The following is a 14,943-nucleotide window of genomic DNA, read 5'->3' as shown; positions in this document are numbered from 1 at the left end:
AGCATCGTCCCGGATCCGGAATCCGGGACGATGCTCTCGATCCCGGAGCGCGCAGCCTCCGGGACGGGATCAGGCGGCGGCCGCGGTCTCGACGACGAGCGCGGCGAGGCGGTCGGCCGCGTCGAGGATGCGGGCGGTTTTGGCGGCAGCGGCGGCCTGGGTCAATTTTCGCGGTGCCTCGAACAGGTCCACGAGTTCGGCGGCGAGCCGGTCGGGGGTGAAGGCGGTCTGCGCAATCGAGAGCGCCGCGCCGATCTGCGCCAGCGTCGCGGCGTTGGCCGCCTGATCCTGATCGAGCGCCCCGGGCAGCGGCACGAGGATGGCGGGCCGGCCGATGGCGGCGAGTTCCGAGACCGTCGAGGCGCCGGAGCGCGCCACCACAAGATGGGCCGCGGCCATGCGGCCGGGCAGGTCCTTGAAGAAGGGCGCCGCCTCGATCCCGCCGAGCCCCATGGCGAGGTAGCGGTTCTGCGTCGCCGTCAGATCCTCGGGCCTGGCCTGCTGCACGAGGTGGAGGCGGGCGCGCAGATCCTGCGGAAGCCGCTCGATCGCCGCCGGCACGACCTCGCTCATGACGCGGGCGCCCTGGCTGCCGCCGAAGACGAGGAGGCGCAGCGGCGAGTCCGCGTCGAGGGCCGGATAGGGCGTCTCGGCCACCGCCAGCACCGCCGGGCGGATCGGGTTGCCGGTATGGACGCGGCGCGCCGTCGCCTTCTCGGGGACGCCGCGCACCTCCTTGAAGCCTGTGGCGATGACGCGCGCGCCCTTGGCCAGGAAGCCGTTGGCCCGGCCCATCACCGCGTTCTGCTCGTGCAGGATGGTCGGCACTCGCAGCAGCTGCGCCGCCAGCATCGGCGGCACCGTCGGATAGCCGCCGAAGCCGACGACCGCTGCCGGGTTCAGGCGCCGCACCGCGCGGGCGGCCTGGCCGAAGCCGCGCCCGAGCGTCAGCACCGCGCCGGCCCGGCGCAGGGCCGAGCGGCCAGAAGGCGTCGCCGAGGCGATGGTGACGATCTGCTCCGCCGGGAAGTCGCCCGCGATGGAGTCGACGCGGGCATCGGTGGCGAGCGCGACTCGGATGCCGCGCTCCTTCAGGGCGTAGGCGAGGCTCTGGGCCGGGAACAGGTGGCCGCCGGTCCCGCCGGCGCACACCAGAACGAGAGGTGTGAAGACGGTCATGTCCGTTGTCCTCGATGCTGACGCCTCGAGGACGGTCCGCCGCGTAAGCGGCGACGCGCAGTCGTGCTTGCCGGCGGCATTCGGCCGGAAGAAGTCATGTCGGTGGCCGCCGGGATCACTGCATCAGCCCCGGAACGGCGGAGGGCATGGTGCCGGGCGGGCGCTGGTTGACGGTGGTGGTGCGGGGGCGCTTGCGGGTGAGCGCCACAAGGAAGCCCATGCCCAGCGCCAGCGAGATCAGCGAGGAGCCGCCGTAGGAGACGAACGGCAGGGTCATGCCCTTGGCCGGCATGAGCTGCGTGTTCACTGCCATGTTGATGCAGGCCTGGAGGCCGAAGAGCGTGGTCAGACCGGTGATGGCGAGCCTCGTGAAGGTGTCGTCGGTGCGGCGGGCGAGCTTGAGCCCGCGGATGACGATGTAGGCGAAGAGCGCGACGAGGCCCAGGCAGACCAGCACGCCGAATTCCTCGCCGGTCACCGAGAAGATGAAGTCGGTATGCGCGTCGGGCAGGTGGCGCTTGGCCACCCCCTCGCCCGGCCCGGTGCCGAACCAGCCGCCGGAATTGAACGACTCGCGCGACCAGACCTCCTGGAAGCTGTCGCCGGATTCCGGGTCCATGAAGCGGTTGATACGCTCGCGGACGTGGTGGAGGAAGGTGTAGGCGGTGAACACGCCGATCATCCCGGCGAGGCCGAGGCCCGCCACCCAGAACCAGTGCAGGCCGGCGACGAAGAACAGGGTGCACCACACCATCGTGATCAGCATGGTCTGGCCGAAATCGGGCTGGAGGATCAGCGGCACGATCGTCAGGGGCAGGAGCAGGAACGCGAGGGTGACGCCGGGCATGTCGCGGCGGTTGGCGCCCTCCGAGAACGCCCAGGCGGTGACGACCACGAAGGCGGGCTTCACGAATTCCGAGGGCTGGAGGCCGAAGGAGCCGAACTGGATCCAGCGATGCGCGCCCTTGATCTCGGGGCCGAACTTGCCGGCCAAGATGCAGAGCGCCACGCCGAGGATCCAGGTGACCAGGGCGAAGCGCCGGATGTGGCGCACCGAGAGGAACGAGACCGCGATGATCAGCAGGATCGTCGGGGCGAGGTACATCGCCTGCCGATTCAGGAAGTAGAAGGTCGGCAGGCCGATGCGCTCGGCCACCGGCGGCCCGCCGCCCATCAGGAAGACCAGGCCGGCCACCATCAGGCAGCCGAGGCCCGCGAGCAGGCCGCGATCGACCGTCCACCACCAATCCGCGAGGGGACTGCGTTCGGCGCGCGACATCATGGCGAGGGCTCGTCTCCAGCCGACCGGTCCCGCAACAGGACGCGGGCGGTCCGCCGTGATCGTGGAACGTAAGGGTTAATGGCGGGTTGCCGCGTCGGGTCAGAACGGTGCCGAGGGGCTCCGATCGCCGGTCAGCCATGCACCGCAAAGGGTCGCGGCGGCTTTGCGTGCATCGTGCGCCCATGATACTGGCCCCTGCCAACCCGATCCCGCTGGCCGGATGCTCCCGGCCCGGCGCAACACCCGTCTCTCGGAGTTGGTTTCCATGGCCCGTATCAGCGCTGACACGATCATCGAGGGCCTCACCTTCGACGACGTGCTGCTGCGCCCCGCCGCCTCCTCGGTGATGCCCACCGAGGTCGATGTCGCGACCCGCCTCACCCGCACGATCCGGCTCAACCTGCCGATCATCGCCTCGGCCATGGACACCGTCACCGAGGCGCCGATGGCGATCGCCATGGCCCAGAACGGCGGGCTCGGCGTGATCCACCGCAACCTGGAGCCGGCCGAGCAGGCCGAGCAGGTCCGCCTCGTCAAGAAGTACGAGTCGGGCATGGTGCTCAACCCGATCACCATCCACCCCGACGAGACGCTCGCCGACGCCTTCGAGGTGATGAAGAAGAACCGGATCTCCGGCATCCCCGTGGTCGAGCGCGGCCCCAACGGCTCCCGCGGCAAGCTCGTCGGCATCCTGACCAACCGCGACGTCCGCTTCGCCACCAATATCGGCCAGCCGGTGGCCGAACTCATGACCCGCGACCGGCTCATCACCGTGCGCGAGGGCGTGACGCAGGACGAGGCCAAGCGCCTGCTGCACCAGTTCCGCATCGAGAAGCTGCTCGTGGTCGATGACCACTACCGCTGCATCGGCCTCATCACCGTCAAGGACATCGAGAAACAGGTCGCCTACCCCAACGCGGTCAAGGACGAGCAGGGCCGGCTGCGGGTCGCCGCCGCCACCACGACGGGCGATTCCGGCTTCGAGCGCGCCGAGCGGCTGATCGATGCCGGCTGCGACGTGGTCGTCGTCGACACCGCCCACGGCCATTCCCGCAAGGTGCTCGACAGCGTCGCGCGGGTGAAGCAGCTCTCCAACGCCGTGCAGATCATCGCCGGCAACGTCGCCACCGCCGAGGGCGCCCGCGCCCTGATCGATGCCGGCGCCGACGCGATCAAGGTCGGCATCGGCCCGGGCTCGATCTGCACCACCCGCATCGTCGCGGGCGTCGGCGTGCCCCAGCTGACCGCGCTGATGGAGGCGGTCGAGGCCGCCCAGGGCGCCGACGTGCCGGTGATCGCCGACGGCGGCATCAAGTTCTCGGGCGATCTCGCCAAGGCGATCGCGGCGGGCGCCTCGGTGGCGATGCTGGGCTCGCTGCTGGCGGGCACCGATGAGGCGCCGGGCGAGGTCTTCCTGTATCAGGGCCGCTCCTACAAGAGCTATCGCGGCATGGGCTCGGTGGGCGCCATGGCCCGCGGCTCGGCCGACCGGTACTTCCAGGCCGAGGTCAGCGACACCCACAAGCTCGTGCCGGAGGGCATCGAGGGACAGGTGCCCTACAAGGGGCCGGTCGCGGCGGTGCTGCACCAGCTCGCCGGCGGCCTGCGGGCGGCGATGGGTTATGTCGGCGCGGCCACCGTGCCGGACTTCCAGGAGCGGGCGCAGTTCGTGCGCATCACCAATGCGGGCCTGCGCGAGAGCCATGTCCACGACGTGACGATCACCCGCGAGAGCCCGAACTATCCGAGCCGGGCCTGACGACGGCGCCGCGAGGTCCCCGCCAAGGGACCTCGCGTGCCTGATCTCAGAGCCAGATCAGGCTGACCAGCAAGGTCAGGCATTCCAGGAAGACCAGCACGCAGAGTGCGGCGGCGACGGCGCGATCCCGGGTCGCGGCCGGATCCGGAGAAAGGGTGCGCCTCATGATCGGCCTCCACGAGGCCTCATGCGTAGATGAAACCCGGGCTCGACGATTTATTGAAAATCAAGCGCGTCGTAGAAAGTCTCTCCCGGATATAAAAAAATCTCCGCAGCCCAGATGCGGTCGCGGAGAACAAGTTTCGGGAGGAAAACATCCGGCGAATTCGGGTCTCCGCCGCTCGGAAACTGTCGCGCAGACCGCACCCGACGGGAATGCGTTTTTCCCACGGCCTGCCGTGCCGCTCAATGACATGAATCAAATCGTGCCGCGTGATCCGCGCAGCGCGCGCGGCGCGCTCGAACCCTCCGCTTTCGCGTCGGTTCTTCCGTTGGCCGATGGCCGTCCTTGGGCACGATACCCTAAGGTTTCGCGACGGGAGCACCGGGCGAAGCCTCCGCCTGCCGATCCACGACTCCCGCGAACTCGTCCGGGCTCAGGGCGATGAACCGGCGCAGCGCCTCCTGGAACTCCGCTTCCTTGTCGGCGCCGGGACAAGTGAAGCCGCGGGACTTCGTCACCTGCGCCCGGATCGCCGCCTCGTAGGGGGCCATCTCGGGCCGGAGCGCCGCCATCTTCGCCTCGACCGCTTCGCGCTGTGCCTCGGTCGCGGCGACCCCGCAGGTCCGCAGCACCCCCTGAAGGGCGAGACCCACCGTGTAGGTGGCGATCCGCGCCCGGGGCGGAAGGGGGGGCTCCACCGCGACCGCGGGCTTGCTCGACGATCCGGTCGCGCAACGCCGCAGGGCGGCGACGGCCGCCGCGAGGTCGGGGACGGCGACCGGCATGTCGCCGTCGGCGAAGCGGAGCGCCAGCGCCCGCGCGGCCAGGAGATCCGGCACGAGCGTCTCGGGCAGTGCCGTGCGCAGGATCTGGCCGTCACCGGTCCAGATCAGCGTCGTCCCGGCGGGCTTCCCGTCGAGGAGCATCGGCACGGTGAAGCGTTCGCCCGCCGGGAAATCCCAGTTCCGGTCGGCCACCGCCAAGGTCAGCCCGCCGCGATCGAGGGAGACGATCACGAGGCCGGTGATCTCGCCCTGCGCGTCCTTCTCGCTGCGGGTCATCCGGCAGGCGGGTGCGTCGGTCTGGCCGCCACGGCGCTCGATCGCCCAACCGCCGACGGTCTCGAACGGTGCGCGGTCGGCGGCGGCGACCGGGCCGCCGAGGAGCGTCGCCAGCATCGCTGCCGTGACGGGTGAGAGGCGCACGCGACATCTCCGCGAGGACGGCCGCACCGGGCCGCCCGCGGAATGCGAGATGGCCAGCCGGCTGAGGAAGCCTAGCCGCAGCCCGCCAGCGCAACCAGCCTCGAAGCGCACATCCCGCACAGGGTTTTACGAGGTAGCGGAGCGAGGAGCTCCGCCCTGCCCGATGGTCCGGCCGATGGTCCGGCCGTCACCCGTCGCGGATCGGGCGGCGTCTCCGCCGCCGGGAAGCCTCAGAGCTTCGGACCGGGCGCCGCTTCCGGGGCCTTCTCCGCCGCGGGCTGCTTTTCCAGGGCGGCGACCAGGTCTTCCGGGCTCAGATCGATGAACTTGCGCAGGATCTCCTGAAAGTCCGCCTGCTTGTCCGCCGGAGGGCAACTCTCGCCGTTGCGCTTCAATTCGCTGCGCAGCTGTGCGTCGAGCGGGACCATCTCCGGCTGGAGCGCGGCCATCCGGGCGTCCACGGCGGCGCGCTGCTTGCCGGTCGAGGACACGTCGCATTCCTTCAGCACGCGCTGCAGCGACAGGCCGATCGCGTAGGCCGCGATCCGCTGCTGCGGCGGCAGGGTGGGCTGAGCCGGGCCGGCCTGGAGCGCGGCGGCTCCGGGTGTCCGCGGCTGAGCGGCGGCCACGTTGGCCGGCGTGGCATCGCAGCGGCGCAGCGACTCGTAGCCCGCCGCGAAATCCGGGATGCGGAAATCCGCGTCGCTGTCCTCGAAGCGCAGGATCACCGTCTTGGCGGCAAGGAGGTCCGGGACGACGCTGTCGGGCAACTGGGTGCGCAGGGTCTTCCCGTCGCCGATCCAGGTCGTCTTCACCTTGATCGCCTTCTTGTCGAGGAAGAGGGGCACCTTGACGGCCTCCTCCTTGTCGAAGTCCCAGCCCTGATAGACCAGCACCAGCGCGACCGAGGAGCCCCGAAGCGCGAAGACCACGGCATTCGCGGCGTTGTTGTCGTCCTTGTCCTCGTAGGCATGGGTCATCAGGCAAGGATTGGCGCTGGTATCGCCGATCGTGCGCTCGACTTCCCAGCCTTTCACGACTTCGAACGGCTGCCGTTCGACCGCGGAGGCGGGCTGAGAGGCGAGGACGGGAAGAATCCCCGCGGCCAGAACGGCGAGGGTCGAGAGGGGGCGCATGGACGAAATCCGCGAAAGCCAGCAATCGCCGGTGCGGAATGCAGGGGCCGTCTGGTGAAACCAAGCTTAGCCGCAGTGCGCTCGCGTTTCCAGATCGGTGCGGGGAGCGTATCGCGCCATCGAATGAACTGATGACCGGATCGCGAACCCGCGGGGTGCGGGGCGCGAGGCTTCGCGGTATGGGAGGGGCAACGAAAGGGACGGACGATGCGGATTCTCGTGGTCGGAGCCGGCGCGACCGGCGGCTATTTCGGCGCGCGGCTGGCGGAAGTCGGACGGGACGTGACCTTCCTCGTGCGTCCGGCGCGGGCCGAGAAGCTGGCGGCGGACGGCCTGCGGGTGCTGAGCCCGGTGGGAGACCTGCACATTCCGGCGCCGCAGACGGTGACGGCCGACCGTCTCGCCGGAGCGGGTCCCTTCGACCTCGTTCTCCTCTCCGCCAAGGCCTACGACCTCGATCCGGCGGTGGCGGACGTCGCCCCCGCCGTCGGGCCCGGCACCGCGGTGCTGCCGATCCTCAACGGTCTGCGCCATCTCGACGTGCTGGACCGGGCCTTCGGCGCCGAGCGGGTGCTGGGCGGAAGCTGCGGCATCGTCGCGACGCTGACGCGCAACGGCGCGATCCGGCAGATGACCGACCTGCACACCTTCACCTACGGCGAGCGCGACGGGTCACGGTCCGAGCGGATGGAGCGGATCGAGGCGCAGATGGAGGGCGTTCGCTTCCAGGCACGCGCCAGCGACAGGATGCTTCTGGAGATGTGGGAGAAGTGGGTCTTCCTCGCGACGCTCGCGGGGGCGACCACGCTGATGCGGGCGGCTCTGGGCGACATCATCGCGGCGCCCGGCGGCAAGGCCTTCATCGAGGCGCTGCACGATGAGTGCCAGGCGGTGGCCGCAGCCAACGGCAACGCCGCCCGCGACAAGGTCTTCGCCGGCGCCCGCAAGATGCTGACGGCGGAGGGTTCGGCGATGACGGCGTCGATGCTGCGCGACATCGAGGCCGGCGCCCGCATCGAGGCCGACCACATCGTCGGCGACCTGATCGAGCGCGGCCGGGCCAAGGGCGTGGAGACGCCGGTGCTCGACCGCGTGCTGACGCACCTCAAGGCCTACGAGCACCGGCGCGCCCGCGAGGCGGCCTGAGCCGCCCCGGTTTCGCCGTTCGTCGGGATCGGCCGTCAGTAACGGCCGGGCGGCGGCGGAGGCGGGTTGCCGTATTCGAGCTGCGTCTTGGCGTCGGGCCGCCGGGCGGGCGGAGGCACCGGATCGAGGCTCGGCGCGGCCGGCGCGGTGGAGCAGGCGGCAAGGGTGAGCGCGAGCAGGCTCGCGCAAATGATCGGCTTCACGGACGGCATCCCGGGGGTCCTTTCCTCACATGTCCTTGACGGACGGGGCCATCGTGCCGTTCTGGACGGCCAAAGAGCCGGAAGCTCGGCCGTATCGTGTCGGGCCGCGGGTCCAAGCGTGGCCGCACGGTGGCAAGTTTAACGAAACGTTTCCGGAGCCGATCCTGACCCCCTCCGCCCGCCTCTCCGCCGCCATCGAGATCCTGGACGACATCGCCGCGCGCCGCCGGCCGGCGGCCGATGCCCTCAAGGATTGGGGCCTCGCCCACCGCTTCGCCGGTTCCGGCGACCGCGCCGCGATCGCGAGCCTCGTCTATGACGGGCTGCGCCGCCGGGCCTCCGCCGCCTGGATCATGGGCGAGGAGACCGGCCGCGCCATCCTCATCGGCATGCTGCGCCTGCAGCGCGGCCTGGCCGAGCCGAGCATCGCGTCGCTGTTCGACGGCGCGCGCTTCGCCCCCCCTCCCCTCACCGAGGACGAGCGCAGGCGGCTGGCGGAGGGAAGCCTCGCCGACGCGCCGCCCGAGGTGGCGGGCGATGCGCCCGCCTTCGTCCTGCCCTCGCTGACCGAGCTGTTCGGCGACGGGCTCCTGACCGAGCTGCGGGCGCTCGGCCGCCGGGCGCCGCTCGACATCCGCGCCAACACCCTGAAGCAGAGCCGCAACGCGGCCCTGGAGGCGCTCGCCGACCTCTCGCCCGAGGCGACGCCGCTCTCGCCGCTGGGCCTGCGCATTCCGCTGGGCGAGGACGGGCGCGGCCCGGCCCTGCACGTCGATCCGCTGTTCCTGGAGGGCGGGTTCGAGATCCAGGACGAGGGCTCGCAGATCGCGAGCCTGCTCGCCGGGGCGCGTCCGGGCGAGACCGTTGTCGATCTCTGCGCGGGCGGCGGCGGCAAGTCGCTGGCGCTCGCCGCGATCACCGGCAACGCCGCTCGCCTCATCGCCACCGATGCCGACCCGCGCCGCCTCGCCCCGATCCACGAGCGCCTGCGCCGCTCGGGCGCCGAGGTCGAGGTGCGCACGCCGCGCACGGGCAAGGCGCGCGCCGACGTGCTGGCCGATCTCGACGGCACGGTCGACCGGGTCTTGGTCGATGCGCCCTGCACCGGCACGGGCACGTGGCGGCGCAACCCCGACGCCAAGTGGCGCCTGCGGCCGGGCAGCCTCGCCGGCCGGATCGCCGAGCAGGCCGAGGTGCTCGACCGGGCGGCCGCGCTTCTGCGGCCCGGCGGGACGCTGGTCTACGTCACCTGCTCGCTGCTGCCCGAGGAGAACGACGCCGCCGTGGACGGCCTGCTTCGCCGTCGCGGCGGTGCGATCCAGGCGGTGCCGACCGATCTCGGCGCCGTTCCCGGCCTCGACGGAAACATTCGCCGGACGGCGCGCGGCATCCAGATGAGCCCGGCTCTGACCGGCACCGACGGCTTCTATGTCGCGACGATGACACGCAAAAGCTGAACCGAGGTCGGATCGCTCGCGCGCCTTCCCCGTTGTCCCCGGGAGCCGCGTGGGGCCACGCGGGGGCAGCCGCCACGGACGAGATTCCTTTGCGGCGGCGCAACGGGAGTTTCGATGACGGCGAGGCCGAGACCATGACGCTCCACCGGCGAGCCCTGCTCGCGGGGACGGCGGCGATGCTGACCGGGGCCGAGGCGCGGGCGCAGCAGCCGGACGCGCAGCCGGCGGGACGGCTTCCGGTGCGTCCGCAGAGCGGTGAGGTCGTCCAGCCCCTGCCGCATGCCGCGCCCGGCTCCGACCTCGAGGTCATCGATCTGTGGCCGGACCTGCCGCCGGGCGGCGGCGGGCCGTTCCGCTCGGAATACCGCTTCGACGAGACCCTGACCGGCGTGATCACCGCGGTGGCGCGACCCTGCCTCCTCGTCATCCGTCCCGAGCGCCCGAACGGCGCCGGCGTGCTGATCGCCGCGGGCGGCGGCTACCTGCGCATCGACATCGGCAACGAGGGGCTTCCGGTCGGGCAATGGCTGGCGCGCGGTGGCATCACCGCCTTCGTGCTGGTCTACCGGCTTCCGAGCGAGGAGTGGCGCGACGGCCCCGACGCGCCGCGGCAGGACGCGCAGCGGGCCATGCGCCTCATCCGCTGGAAGGCGGAGGAATACGGCCTCGATCCGGATCGGATCGGCGTGCTCGGCTTCTCGGCGGGCGGCCACCTGATGGGCGTGACCGCGACCGATGCCGAGCAGGATCTCTACGACGACATGGACGACGCGGACGGCCTGAGCGCCCGCCCCTCCTTCGCCGGGCTGATCTACCCGATCATCACCATGCGGGCGCCGTTCGACCGCACCATGTCGAGCCGCCGGGTGCTCGTCGGCGACGACCCGCCCGACGCGCGGCGGCGGGCCTACTCGGTGGAGGTCCAGGTCAACGCGCGCACGCCCCCGGTCTTCATGGTTCAGGCCTCCGACGACCGGATCGCGGTCACCGACCACCCGCTCCTCATGTACGCGGCGCTCCGGGCGGCGAAGGTGCCCGCGGAGATGCACCTGTTCGAGCGCGGCGGCCACGGCTTCGGCCTCGGCGTGCCGGGCAGCCCGGCGGCCACATGGCCCGCCCTGTTCATGGCCTGGATGCGCGGCCACGGCCTGCTGAAGTCGTGAAAAAAACGGCCCCCGTCGCCGGGGGCCGCTCATCGCGCTTCGTCAGGCGTGCCGGATCAGAAGCAGCGGCGCTCGCGGACGACGACCACCCGGCCGAACCGGCCGCGGCGCTTGGTGACGACGGTCTTGCAGCGCGGGCCGCGGATGACCCGGCGGCTGTACTGAGCCTGCTGGAAGAGTCCTTCCGACAGCGGAGCGGCGCCGGAGAGGGGGAGGGCCTGGGCCGGCGCGGCGGCGCCGAAACCTGCGATCGTGACGGCGATTCCGAAGAGGGCAGCTCTCATGGTCGGATGGCTCCTGTCCGTTTCGAGGGGCTGCCGTGTCGCCCTCGAATCGTGAACGTCAGATTAACGGCCGCAGCCTGGGGGCATCACATCGGTCTCGCAGCACGAGATGACGGTTCGATTCATTCATTTGATGGTTCGCGATCCGAAATGAACGGCCGCTGCCCCCGCGAAGGTCTCGGGCGGCCGATGTGTCTGTTGCGGCAGAAGCCTCGGCCTGTCCTGAACACGCTCCGCCGCGCGCTTGTCGTGTCGCGAGATCGCTGAGGCCGCTTCGATCGATCGCCGTGCCGGCGGCGTCACACGCGTTGCGCCGTCCCGAGCCCTCGTCTAACCGGTATCGCAGAAGGCCCGAGGCAGCATGACCATCGACACGTCCCACCACGACAAGATCCTGATCGTCGATTTCGGCTCCCAGGTGACGCAGCTCATCGCCCGCCGCGTGCGCGAGGAGGGCGTCTATTGCGAGATCGTGCCGTTCACCAAGGCGGACGCCGCCTTCGACGAGCACCGGCCCAAGGGCGTGATCCTGTCGGGCGGCCCGGAATCGGTCACGACGGACCTGTCGCCGCGCGCCCCCCAGAAAATCTTCGAATCCGGCGTGCCGGTCTTCGGCATCTGCTACGGCCAGCAGACCATGGCGGCCCAGCTCGGCGGCGAGGTCGAGGGCGGCCACCATGCCGAGTTCGGCCGCGCCGAGGTGGAGATCGTGTCCGAGTCGCCGCTGTTCCGGGGCGTCTGGCACACGGGTGAGAAGTACCCGGTCTGGATGAGCCACGGCGACCGGGTCACCAAGCTGCCGGACGGCTTCAGCACCATCGCGATGTCGCGCAACGCGCCCTTCGCCGCTGTGGCCGACGAGGCGCGGCGCTACTACGCCGTCCAGTTCCATCCGGAGGTGCACCACACCCCCCACGGCGCGCTGCTGATCCGCAACTTCGTGCGCGACATCGCCGGCTGCTCCGGCGACTGGACCATGGGCACCTACCGCGAGGAGGCGATCGCCAAGATCCGCGAGCAGGTCGGCAAGGAGAAGGTGATCTGCGGCCTCTCCGGCGGCGTCGATTCCTCGGTCGCGGCGGTGCTGATCCACGAGGCCATCGGCGACCAGCTCACCTGCGTCTTCGTCGATCACGGCCTGATGCGCCTCGGCGAGGGAGACGAGGTCGTCCGGCTTTTCCGCGACCACTACAACATCCCCCTCGTCCACGTTCAGGCGCAGGACCTGTTCATCGGCGCGCTCGAAGGCGTCGACGACCCCGAGGTGAAGCGCAAGACGATCGGCCGCCTGTTCATCGACGTGTTCGAGGCCGAGGCGAACAAGATCGGCGGTGCCGCCTTCCTCGCCCAGGGCACGCTCTACCCGGACGTGATCGAGAGCGTCTCGTTCTCCGGCGGCCCCTCGGTGACGATCAAGAGCCACCACAATGTCGGCGGCCTGCCCGAGCGCATGAACATGCGGCTCGTCGAGCCCCTGCGCGAGCTGTTCAAGGACGAGGTGCGGCTGCTCGGCAAGGAACTCGGCCTGCCCGAGGCTTTCGTGGGCCGCCACCCCTTCCCCGGCCCGGGGCTGGCCATTCGCTGCCCCGGCGTGATCACGCGCGAAAAACTGGAGGCCCTGCGCAAGGCCGACGCGATCTATCTCGACGAGATCCGGCAGGCCGGCCTCTACGACACGATCTGGCAGGCGTTTGCGGTGATCCTGCCGGTGAAGACGGTCGGCGTGATGGGCGACGGGCGCACCTACGACCACGTCTGCGCCCTGCGCGCCGTCACCTCGGTCGACGGCATGACCGCCGACTTCTACCCCTTCGACATGGCCTTCCTCGGCCGCGTCGCGACGCGGATCATCAACGAGGTGAAGGGCATCAACCGGGTGACCTACGACATCACCTCGAAGCCGCCCGGCACGATCGAGTGGGAGTGAGAGGAGGCCGCGAACGCCTCCGGCCCGGCTGTAAGATCGAGCTGCGATTCGTGAAGCCCTTTCTCAGGCCGACCGTTCCGCGTCGATCGGATGCACACTGAGGCGCAGGCCCAGCGACTTCAACACACCCATGAGCGTGTCGAGCTGCGGGTTCCCTTTCTCGGAGAGCGTTCGATAGAGCTGCTCTCGCGACCGGCCGACATCCTGAGCGATCTGCGTCATCCCGCGGGCTCGAGCGATGACACCCAGTGCGTGGGCAAGCAAAGCCGGATCGTTGTCTTCCAGCACGGCATCGAGATAGGCCGCGATGTGCTCGGGCGTCTTCAGGTGTTCGGCACTGTCGTAGGGATGGGTTTCGAGGGCCATGTCATAGATCCTTCGCGAGCGCCTTCGCTGCGCGGATGTCCCGCTCCTGAGAGCTCTTGTCTCCGCCGCAAAGCAAAATGACGATCTGCCTACCCTAAGTGGTGAAGTAGACCCGGTAGCCGGGTCCGTAGTCGATCCGCATCTCGCTGACGCCGTCTCCAACCGGTTTGACGTCGCCCGGATTGCCGAGCGCCAGCCGATCGATCCGCTTGGCTATGCGCGCGACGGCGCGAACGTCCCGCAAACCGTCGATCCAACTTTGAAAAACGCTTGTGCGACGGATCGTCGGCATAGGAGATTGTGGTCTTTAAACTACGAAAATCAAGCCGGAGCCTACGCCGATTCTCCAACGTTGCCCGAGTGTGAAGGACGGCAGCCATGCTCCATCGATCGGTTTGATCTCAGCGAAATTCCACGCTGATGTTCGGTCGTGCAAAGGGTTCCGGTTGACCCTCTCCCGACTCTCCCGCACTCCCCCAAGCCGGCGGTTCCCTTCGAGGCTCGAAAGGGAATGCGGTTCGGGTCCGCGAGCCCCGTGCTGCGGTTGCCCCCCAAGTGTAAGCGGTGAGCTTGCTCGCCACCGACATCACTGGACGGATCTCATCTGGGAAGGCGGCAAGAAGGCCGTGACCCGTGAGCGAGGAGACCTGCCGTCCGTCGCGTCACATCCGGCCCTGAGCCCGCGCAGCCGCGAAGGAGACGAGAGATGCCGCCGATCCCCGCCCCCTCCGCCGTCGAAACGCTGCTGCGCGACGCTCTCGCCGATCCCGGCACCGCCTGGAGCCTCGGCAGCTTCGGCGCCATCGCCGAGTTCATGCGTGACGAGGACGAGCCGGTGCGTGCCTTATCCGACGCGCGGCTGGGCCTCGCCACCGCCCGCGGCGCCATCGCCCTGACGCCGGGCGCCGATCTGCAGCCGGTCGCCTACGAGACCGGCTTCACCGGCGGCTACAATCACGCCCTGGCGCTGTGCCTGCCCGTCTCCGCCTGCGCCATGAACGGGCGCAGCGTCGTCACCGAACTCGGCCCCGACCGGGCGGCGGCGCGGGAGGAGGACCGCGAGGCGATCCTGTTCGATCTCGGGCTCGGGCTGCTGGCCGTCGATGCGTGCGTGCGCGCGAGCAATCCGGAGGCCGTCGCCTACCTGCGCGCGGGTGTCGGCCGGCCGGTCTTCGCCCCCGACAACCCGATCGGCCCGCGGCTCGTGGCGATGAGCCCGCACCGGGTGTTCTGCGCGCGCATCGGCCGGATCGAGGTCTACGCGCCGATCCCCGGTCCGGGCGAGATGAGTTCCGAAGGGCCGCACACCCACGTGCTGCCGAAGCTTCTGCGGGCCGGGCGCACCCATGCGGCGACGACGCCGATCCCCGACGGCTTCGTGCCCTGCGCCGGAATCCACCCCCCCCATCCCTACAAGGACGGGATGGGACGCCGCCTCCGCTTCGATCCCGCCCGCCACGCGGCCTTTCAGACCTTGCTTGAGCGCTGGGGCGACCCCGATCTTTTGGCGGTCAAGCGCGGGATGGCGCCTTCGAAGGAGGTCTCGGCGAAACACGCGCAATCGGCCCGCCGCGTCGCCGACCTTCAGGCCCGCTTCCTCCGCGGCGAGAGCGTGGCGGCGACGGCGGGCGACGAGGACGAGACCGCCGACGACCACGCCTGAGCCATCCGGC

The 14,943-nt window shown here is 70.3% G+C and carries 13 protein-coding genes, 1 pseudogene and 1 riboswitch; of the genes and pseudogenes, 6 read left to right on the top strand and 8 right to left on the bottom strand.

The annotated features are described in order from the left end of the window. Positions 1 to 69: 69 nt before the first annotated feature. Together murG and MFF42_RS06060 are read right to left on the bottom strand one after the other, a co-directional pair. Positions 70 to 1,179 carry an undecaprenyldiphospho-muramoylpentapeptide beta-N-acetylglucosaminyltransferase gene (gene murG / locus MFF42_RS06065; protein ID WP_238254936.1) on the bottom strand — a complete coding sequence of 370 codons (1,110 nt, stop codon included), beginning with the start codon at positions 1,177 to 1,179 and terminating at the stop codon, positions 70 to 72. 115 nt (positions 1,180 to 1,294) lie between these two features. Next, positions 1,295 to 2,461, bottom strand: coding sequence for an FtsW/RodA/SpoVE family cell cycle protein (locus MFF42_RS06060; protein ID WP_238254935.1), 1,167 nt, complete (start codon positions 2,459 to 2,461; stop codon positions 1,295 to 1,297). 265 nt (positions 2,462 to 2,726) lie between these two features. Here MFF42_RS06060 and guaB point away from each other — a divergent pair, with 265 nt between their 5' ends. Next, positions 2,727 to 4,220, top strand: coding sequence for an IMP dehydrogenase (gene guaB / locus MFF42_RS06055; protein WP_238254934.1), 1,494 nt, complete (start codon positions 2,727 to 2,729; stop codon positions 4,218 to 4,220). 522 nt (positions 4,221 to 4,742) lie between these two features. Here the strand turns inward: guaB and MFF42_RS06050 are convergent. After that, positions 4,743 to 5,588, bottom strand: a complete 846-nt coding sequence (locus MFF42_RS06050) for a hypothetical protein (RefSeq protein WP_238254933.1) — start codon at positions 5,586 to 5,588, stop codon at positions 4,743 to 4,745. A 230-nt stretch (positions 5,589 to 5,818) separates the two neighbouring features. Beyond that, a complete protein-coding gene (locus MFF42_RS06045) occupies positions 5,819 to 6,724 on the bottom strand; it encodes a hypothetical protein (protein WP_238254932.1) in 906 nt (301 codons plus the stop codon). Positions 6,725 to 6,931: 207 nt separating this feature from the next. Between MFF42_RS06045 and panE the strand changes: the two genes are divergently transcribed. After that, on the top strand, positions 6,932 to 7,870 hold the full coding sequence (panE, locus tag MFF42_RS06040) for a 2-dehydropantoate 2-reductase (protein ID WP_238254931.1): 939 nt from the start codon (positions 6,932 to 6,934) through the stop codon (positions 7,868 to 7,870). 35 nt (positions 7,871 to 7,905) lie between these two features. On the opposite strand, the gene MFF42_RS06035 is transcribed toward panE, so the two are convergent. Beyond that, positions 7,906 to 8,073, bottom strand: coding sequence for a hypothetical protein (locus MFF42_RS06035; protein WP_238254942.1), 168 nt, complete (start codon positions 8,071 to 8,073; stop codon positions 7,906 to 7,908). A gap of 164 nt (positions 8,074 to 8,237) precedes the next feature. Between MFF42_RS06035 and MFF42_RS06030 the strand changes: the two genes are divergently transcribed. Together MFF42_RS06030 and MFF42_RS06025 are read left to right on the top strand one after the other, a co-directional pair. Further along, complete coding sequence (locus tag MFF42_RS06030) at positions 8,238 to 9,530, top strand: RsmB/NOP family class I SAM-dependent RNA methyltransferase (protein WP_238254941.1); 1,293 nt, start codon at positions 8,238 to 8,240, stop codon at positions 9,528 to 9,530. Between the two features lie 134 nt (positions 9,531 to 9,664). Beyond that, a complete protein-coding gene (locus MFF42_RS06025) occupies positions 9,665 to 10,693 on the top strand; it encodes an alpha/beta hydrolase (RefSeq protein WP_238254940.1) in 1,029 nt (342 codons plus the stop codon). 56 nt (positions 10,694 to 10,749) lie between these two features. Here the strand turns inward: MFF42_RS06025 and MFF42_RS06020 are convergent, their stop codons facing one another. Continuing rightward, complete coding sequence (locus tag MFF42_RS06020) at positions 10,750 to 10,977, bottom strand: hypothetical protein (protein WP_238254930.1); 228 nt, start codon at positions 10,975 to 10,977, stop codon at positions 10,750 to 10,752. A 361-nt stretch (positions 10,978 to 11,338) separates the two neighbouring features. Between MFF42_RS06020 and guaA the strand changes: the two genes are divergently transcribed. Continuing rightward, positions 11,339 to 12,904: a glutamine-hydrolyzing GMP synthase gene (gene guaA, locus MFF42_RS06015; protein ID WP_238254929.1), complete on the top strand. Its 1,566-nt coding sequence runs from the start codon at positions 11,339 to 11,341 to the stop codon at positions 12,902 to 12,904. 63 nt (positions 12,905 to 12,967) lie between these two features. On the opposite strand, the gene MFF42_RS06010 is transcribed toward guaA, so the two are convergent. Then, positions 12,968 to 13,270 (bottom strand): addiction module antidote protein, encoded by a 303-nt coding sequence (locus MFF42_RS06010; RefSeq protein ID WP_238254928.1) that lies wholly within the window; start codon positions 13,268 to 13,270, stop codon positions 12,968 to 12,970. A 1-nt stretch (position 13,271) separates the two neighbouring features. After that, positions 13,272 to 13,562 (bottom strand): annotated as a pseudogene (locus MFF42_RS06005) (type II toxin-antitoxin system RelE/ParE family toxin). A gap of 176 nt (positions 13,563 to 13,738) precedes the next feature. Beyond that, positions 13,739 to 13,939: riboswitch (cobalamin riboswitch) on the top strand. A 37-nt stretch (positions 13,940 to 13,976) separates the two neighbouring features. On the opposite strand from MFF42_RS06005, the gene MFF42_RS06000 reads away from it, so the two are divergent. Then, entirely contained in the window at positions 13,977 to 14,933 is a 957-nt protein-coding gene (locus MFF42_RS06000) for a DUF6925 family protein (RefSeq protein WP_238254927.1), read from the top strand. The last annotated feature ends 10 nt before the right edge of the window (positions 14,934 to 14,943 follow it).

This window comes from Methylorubrum podarium (assembly GCF_022179745.1).
In the GTDB taxonomy this organism is placed as follows: domain Bacteria; phylum Pseudomonadota; class Alphaproteobacteria; order Rhizobiales; family Beijerinckiaceae; genus Methylobacterium; species Methylobacterium podarium.
This window is presented reverse-complemented; position numbering and strand designations above follow the sequence as displayed.

Bases quoted from the DNA above. Each gene is read 5' to 3' on its own strand.
- MFF42_RS06010 (WP_238254928.1), bottom strand. From the start codon at position 13,270: ATGGCCCTCGAAACCCATCCCTACGACAGTGCCGAACACCTGAAGACG.
- panE (WP_238254931.1), top strand. From the start codon at position 6,932: ATGCGGATTCTCGTGGTCGGAGCCGGCGCGACCGGCGGCTATTTCGGC.
- MFF42_RS06000 (WP_238254927.1), top strand. From the start codon at position 13,977: ATGCCGCCGATCCCCGCCCCCTCCGCCGTCGAAACGCTGCTGCGCGAC.
- MFF42_RS06025 (WP_238254940.1), top strand. From the start codon at position 9,665: ATGACGCTCCACCGGCGAGCCCTGCTCGCGGGGACGGCGGCGATGCTG.
- MFF42_RS06020 (WP_238254930.1), bottom strand. From the start codon at position 10,977: ATGAGAGCTGCCCTCTTCGGAATCGCCGTCACGATCGCAGGTTTCGGC.
- MFF42_RS06045 (WP_238254932.1), bottom strand. From the start codon at position 6,724: ATGCGCCCCCTCTCGACCCTCGCCGTTCTGGCCGCGGGGATTCTTCCC.
- MFF42_RS06060 (WP_238254935.1), bottom strand. From the start codon at position 2,461: ATGATGTCGCGCGCCGAACGCAGTCCCCTCGCGGATTGGTGGTGGACG.
- guaA (WP_238254929.1), top strand. From the start codon at position 11,339: ATGACCATCGACACGTCCCACCACGACAAGATCCTGATCGTCGATTTC.
- murG (WP_238254936.1), bottom strand. From the start codon at position 1,179: ATGACCGTCTTCACACCTCTCGTTCTGGTGTGCGCCGGCGGGACCGGC.
- guaB (WP_238254934.1), top strand. From the start codon at position 2,727: ATGGCCCGTATCAGCGCTGACACGATCATCGAGGGCCTCACCTTCGAC.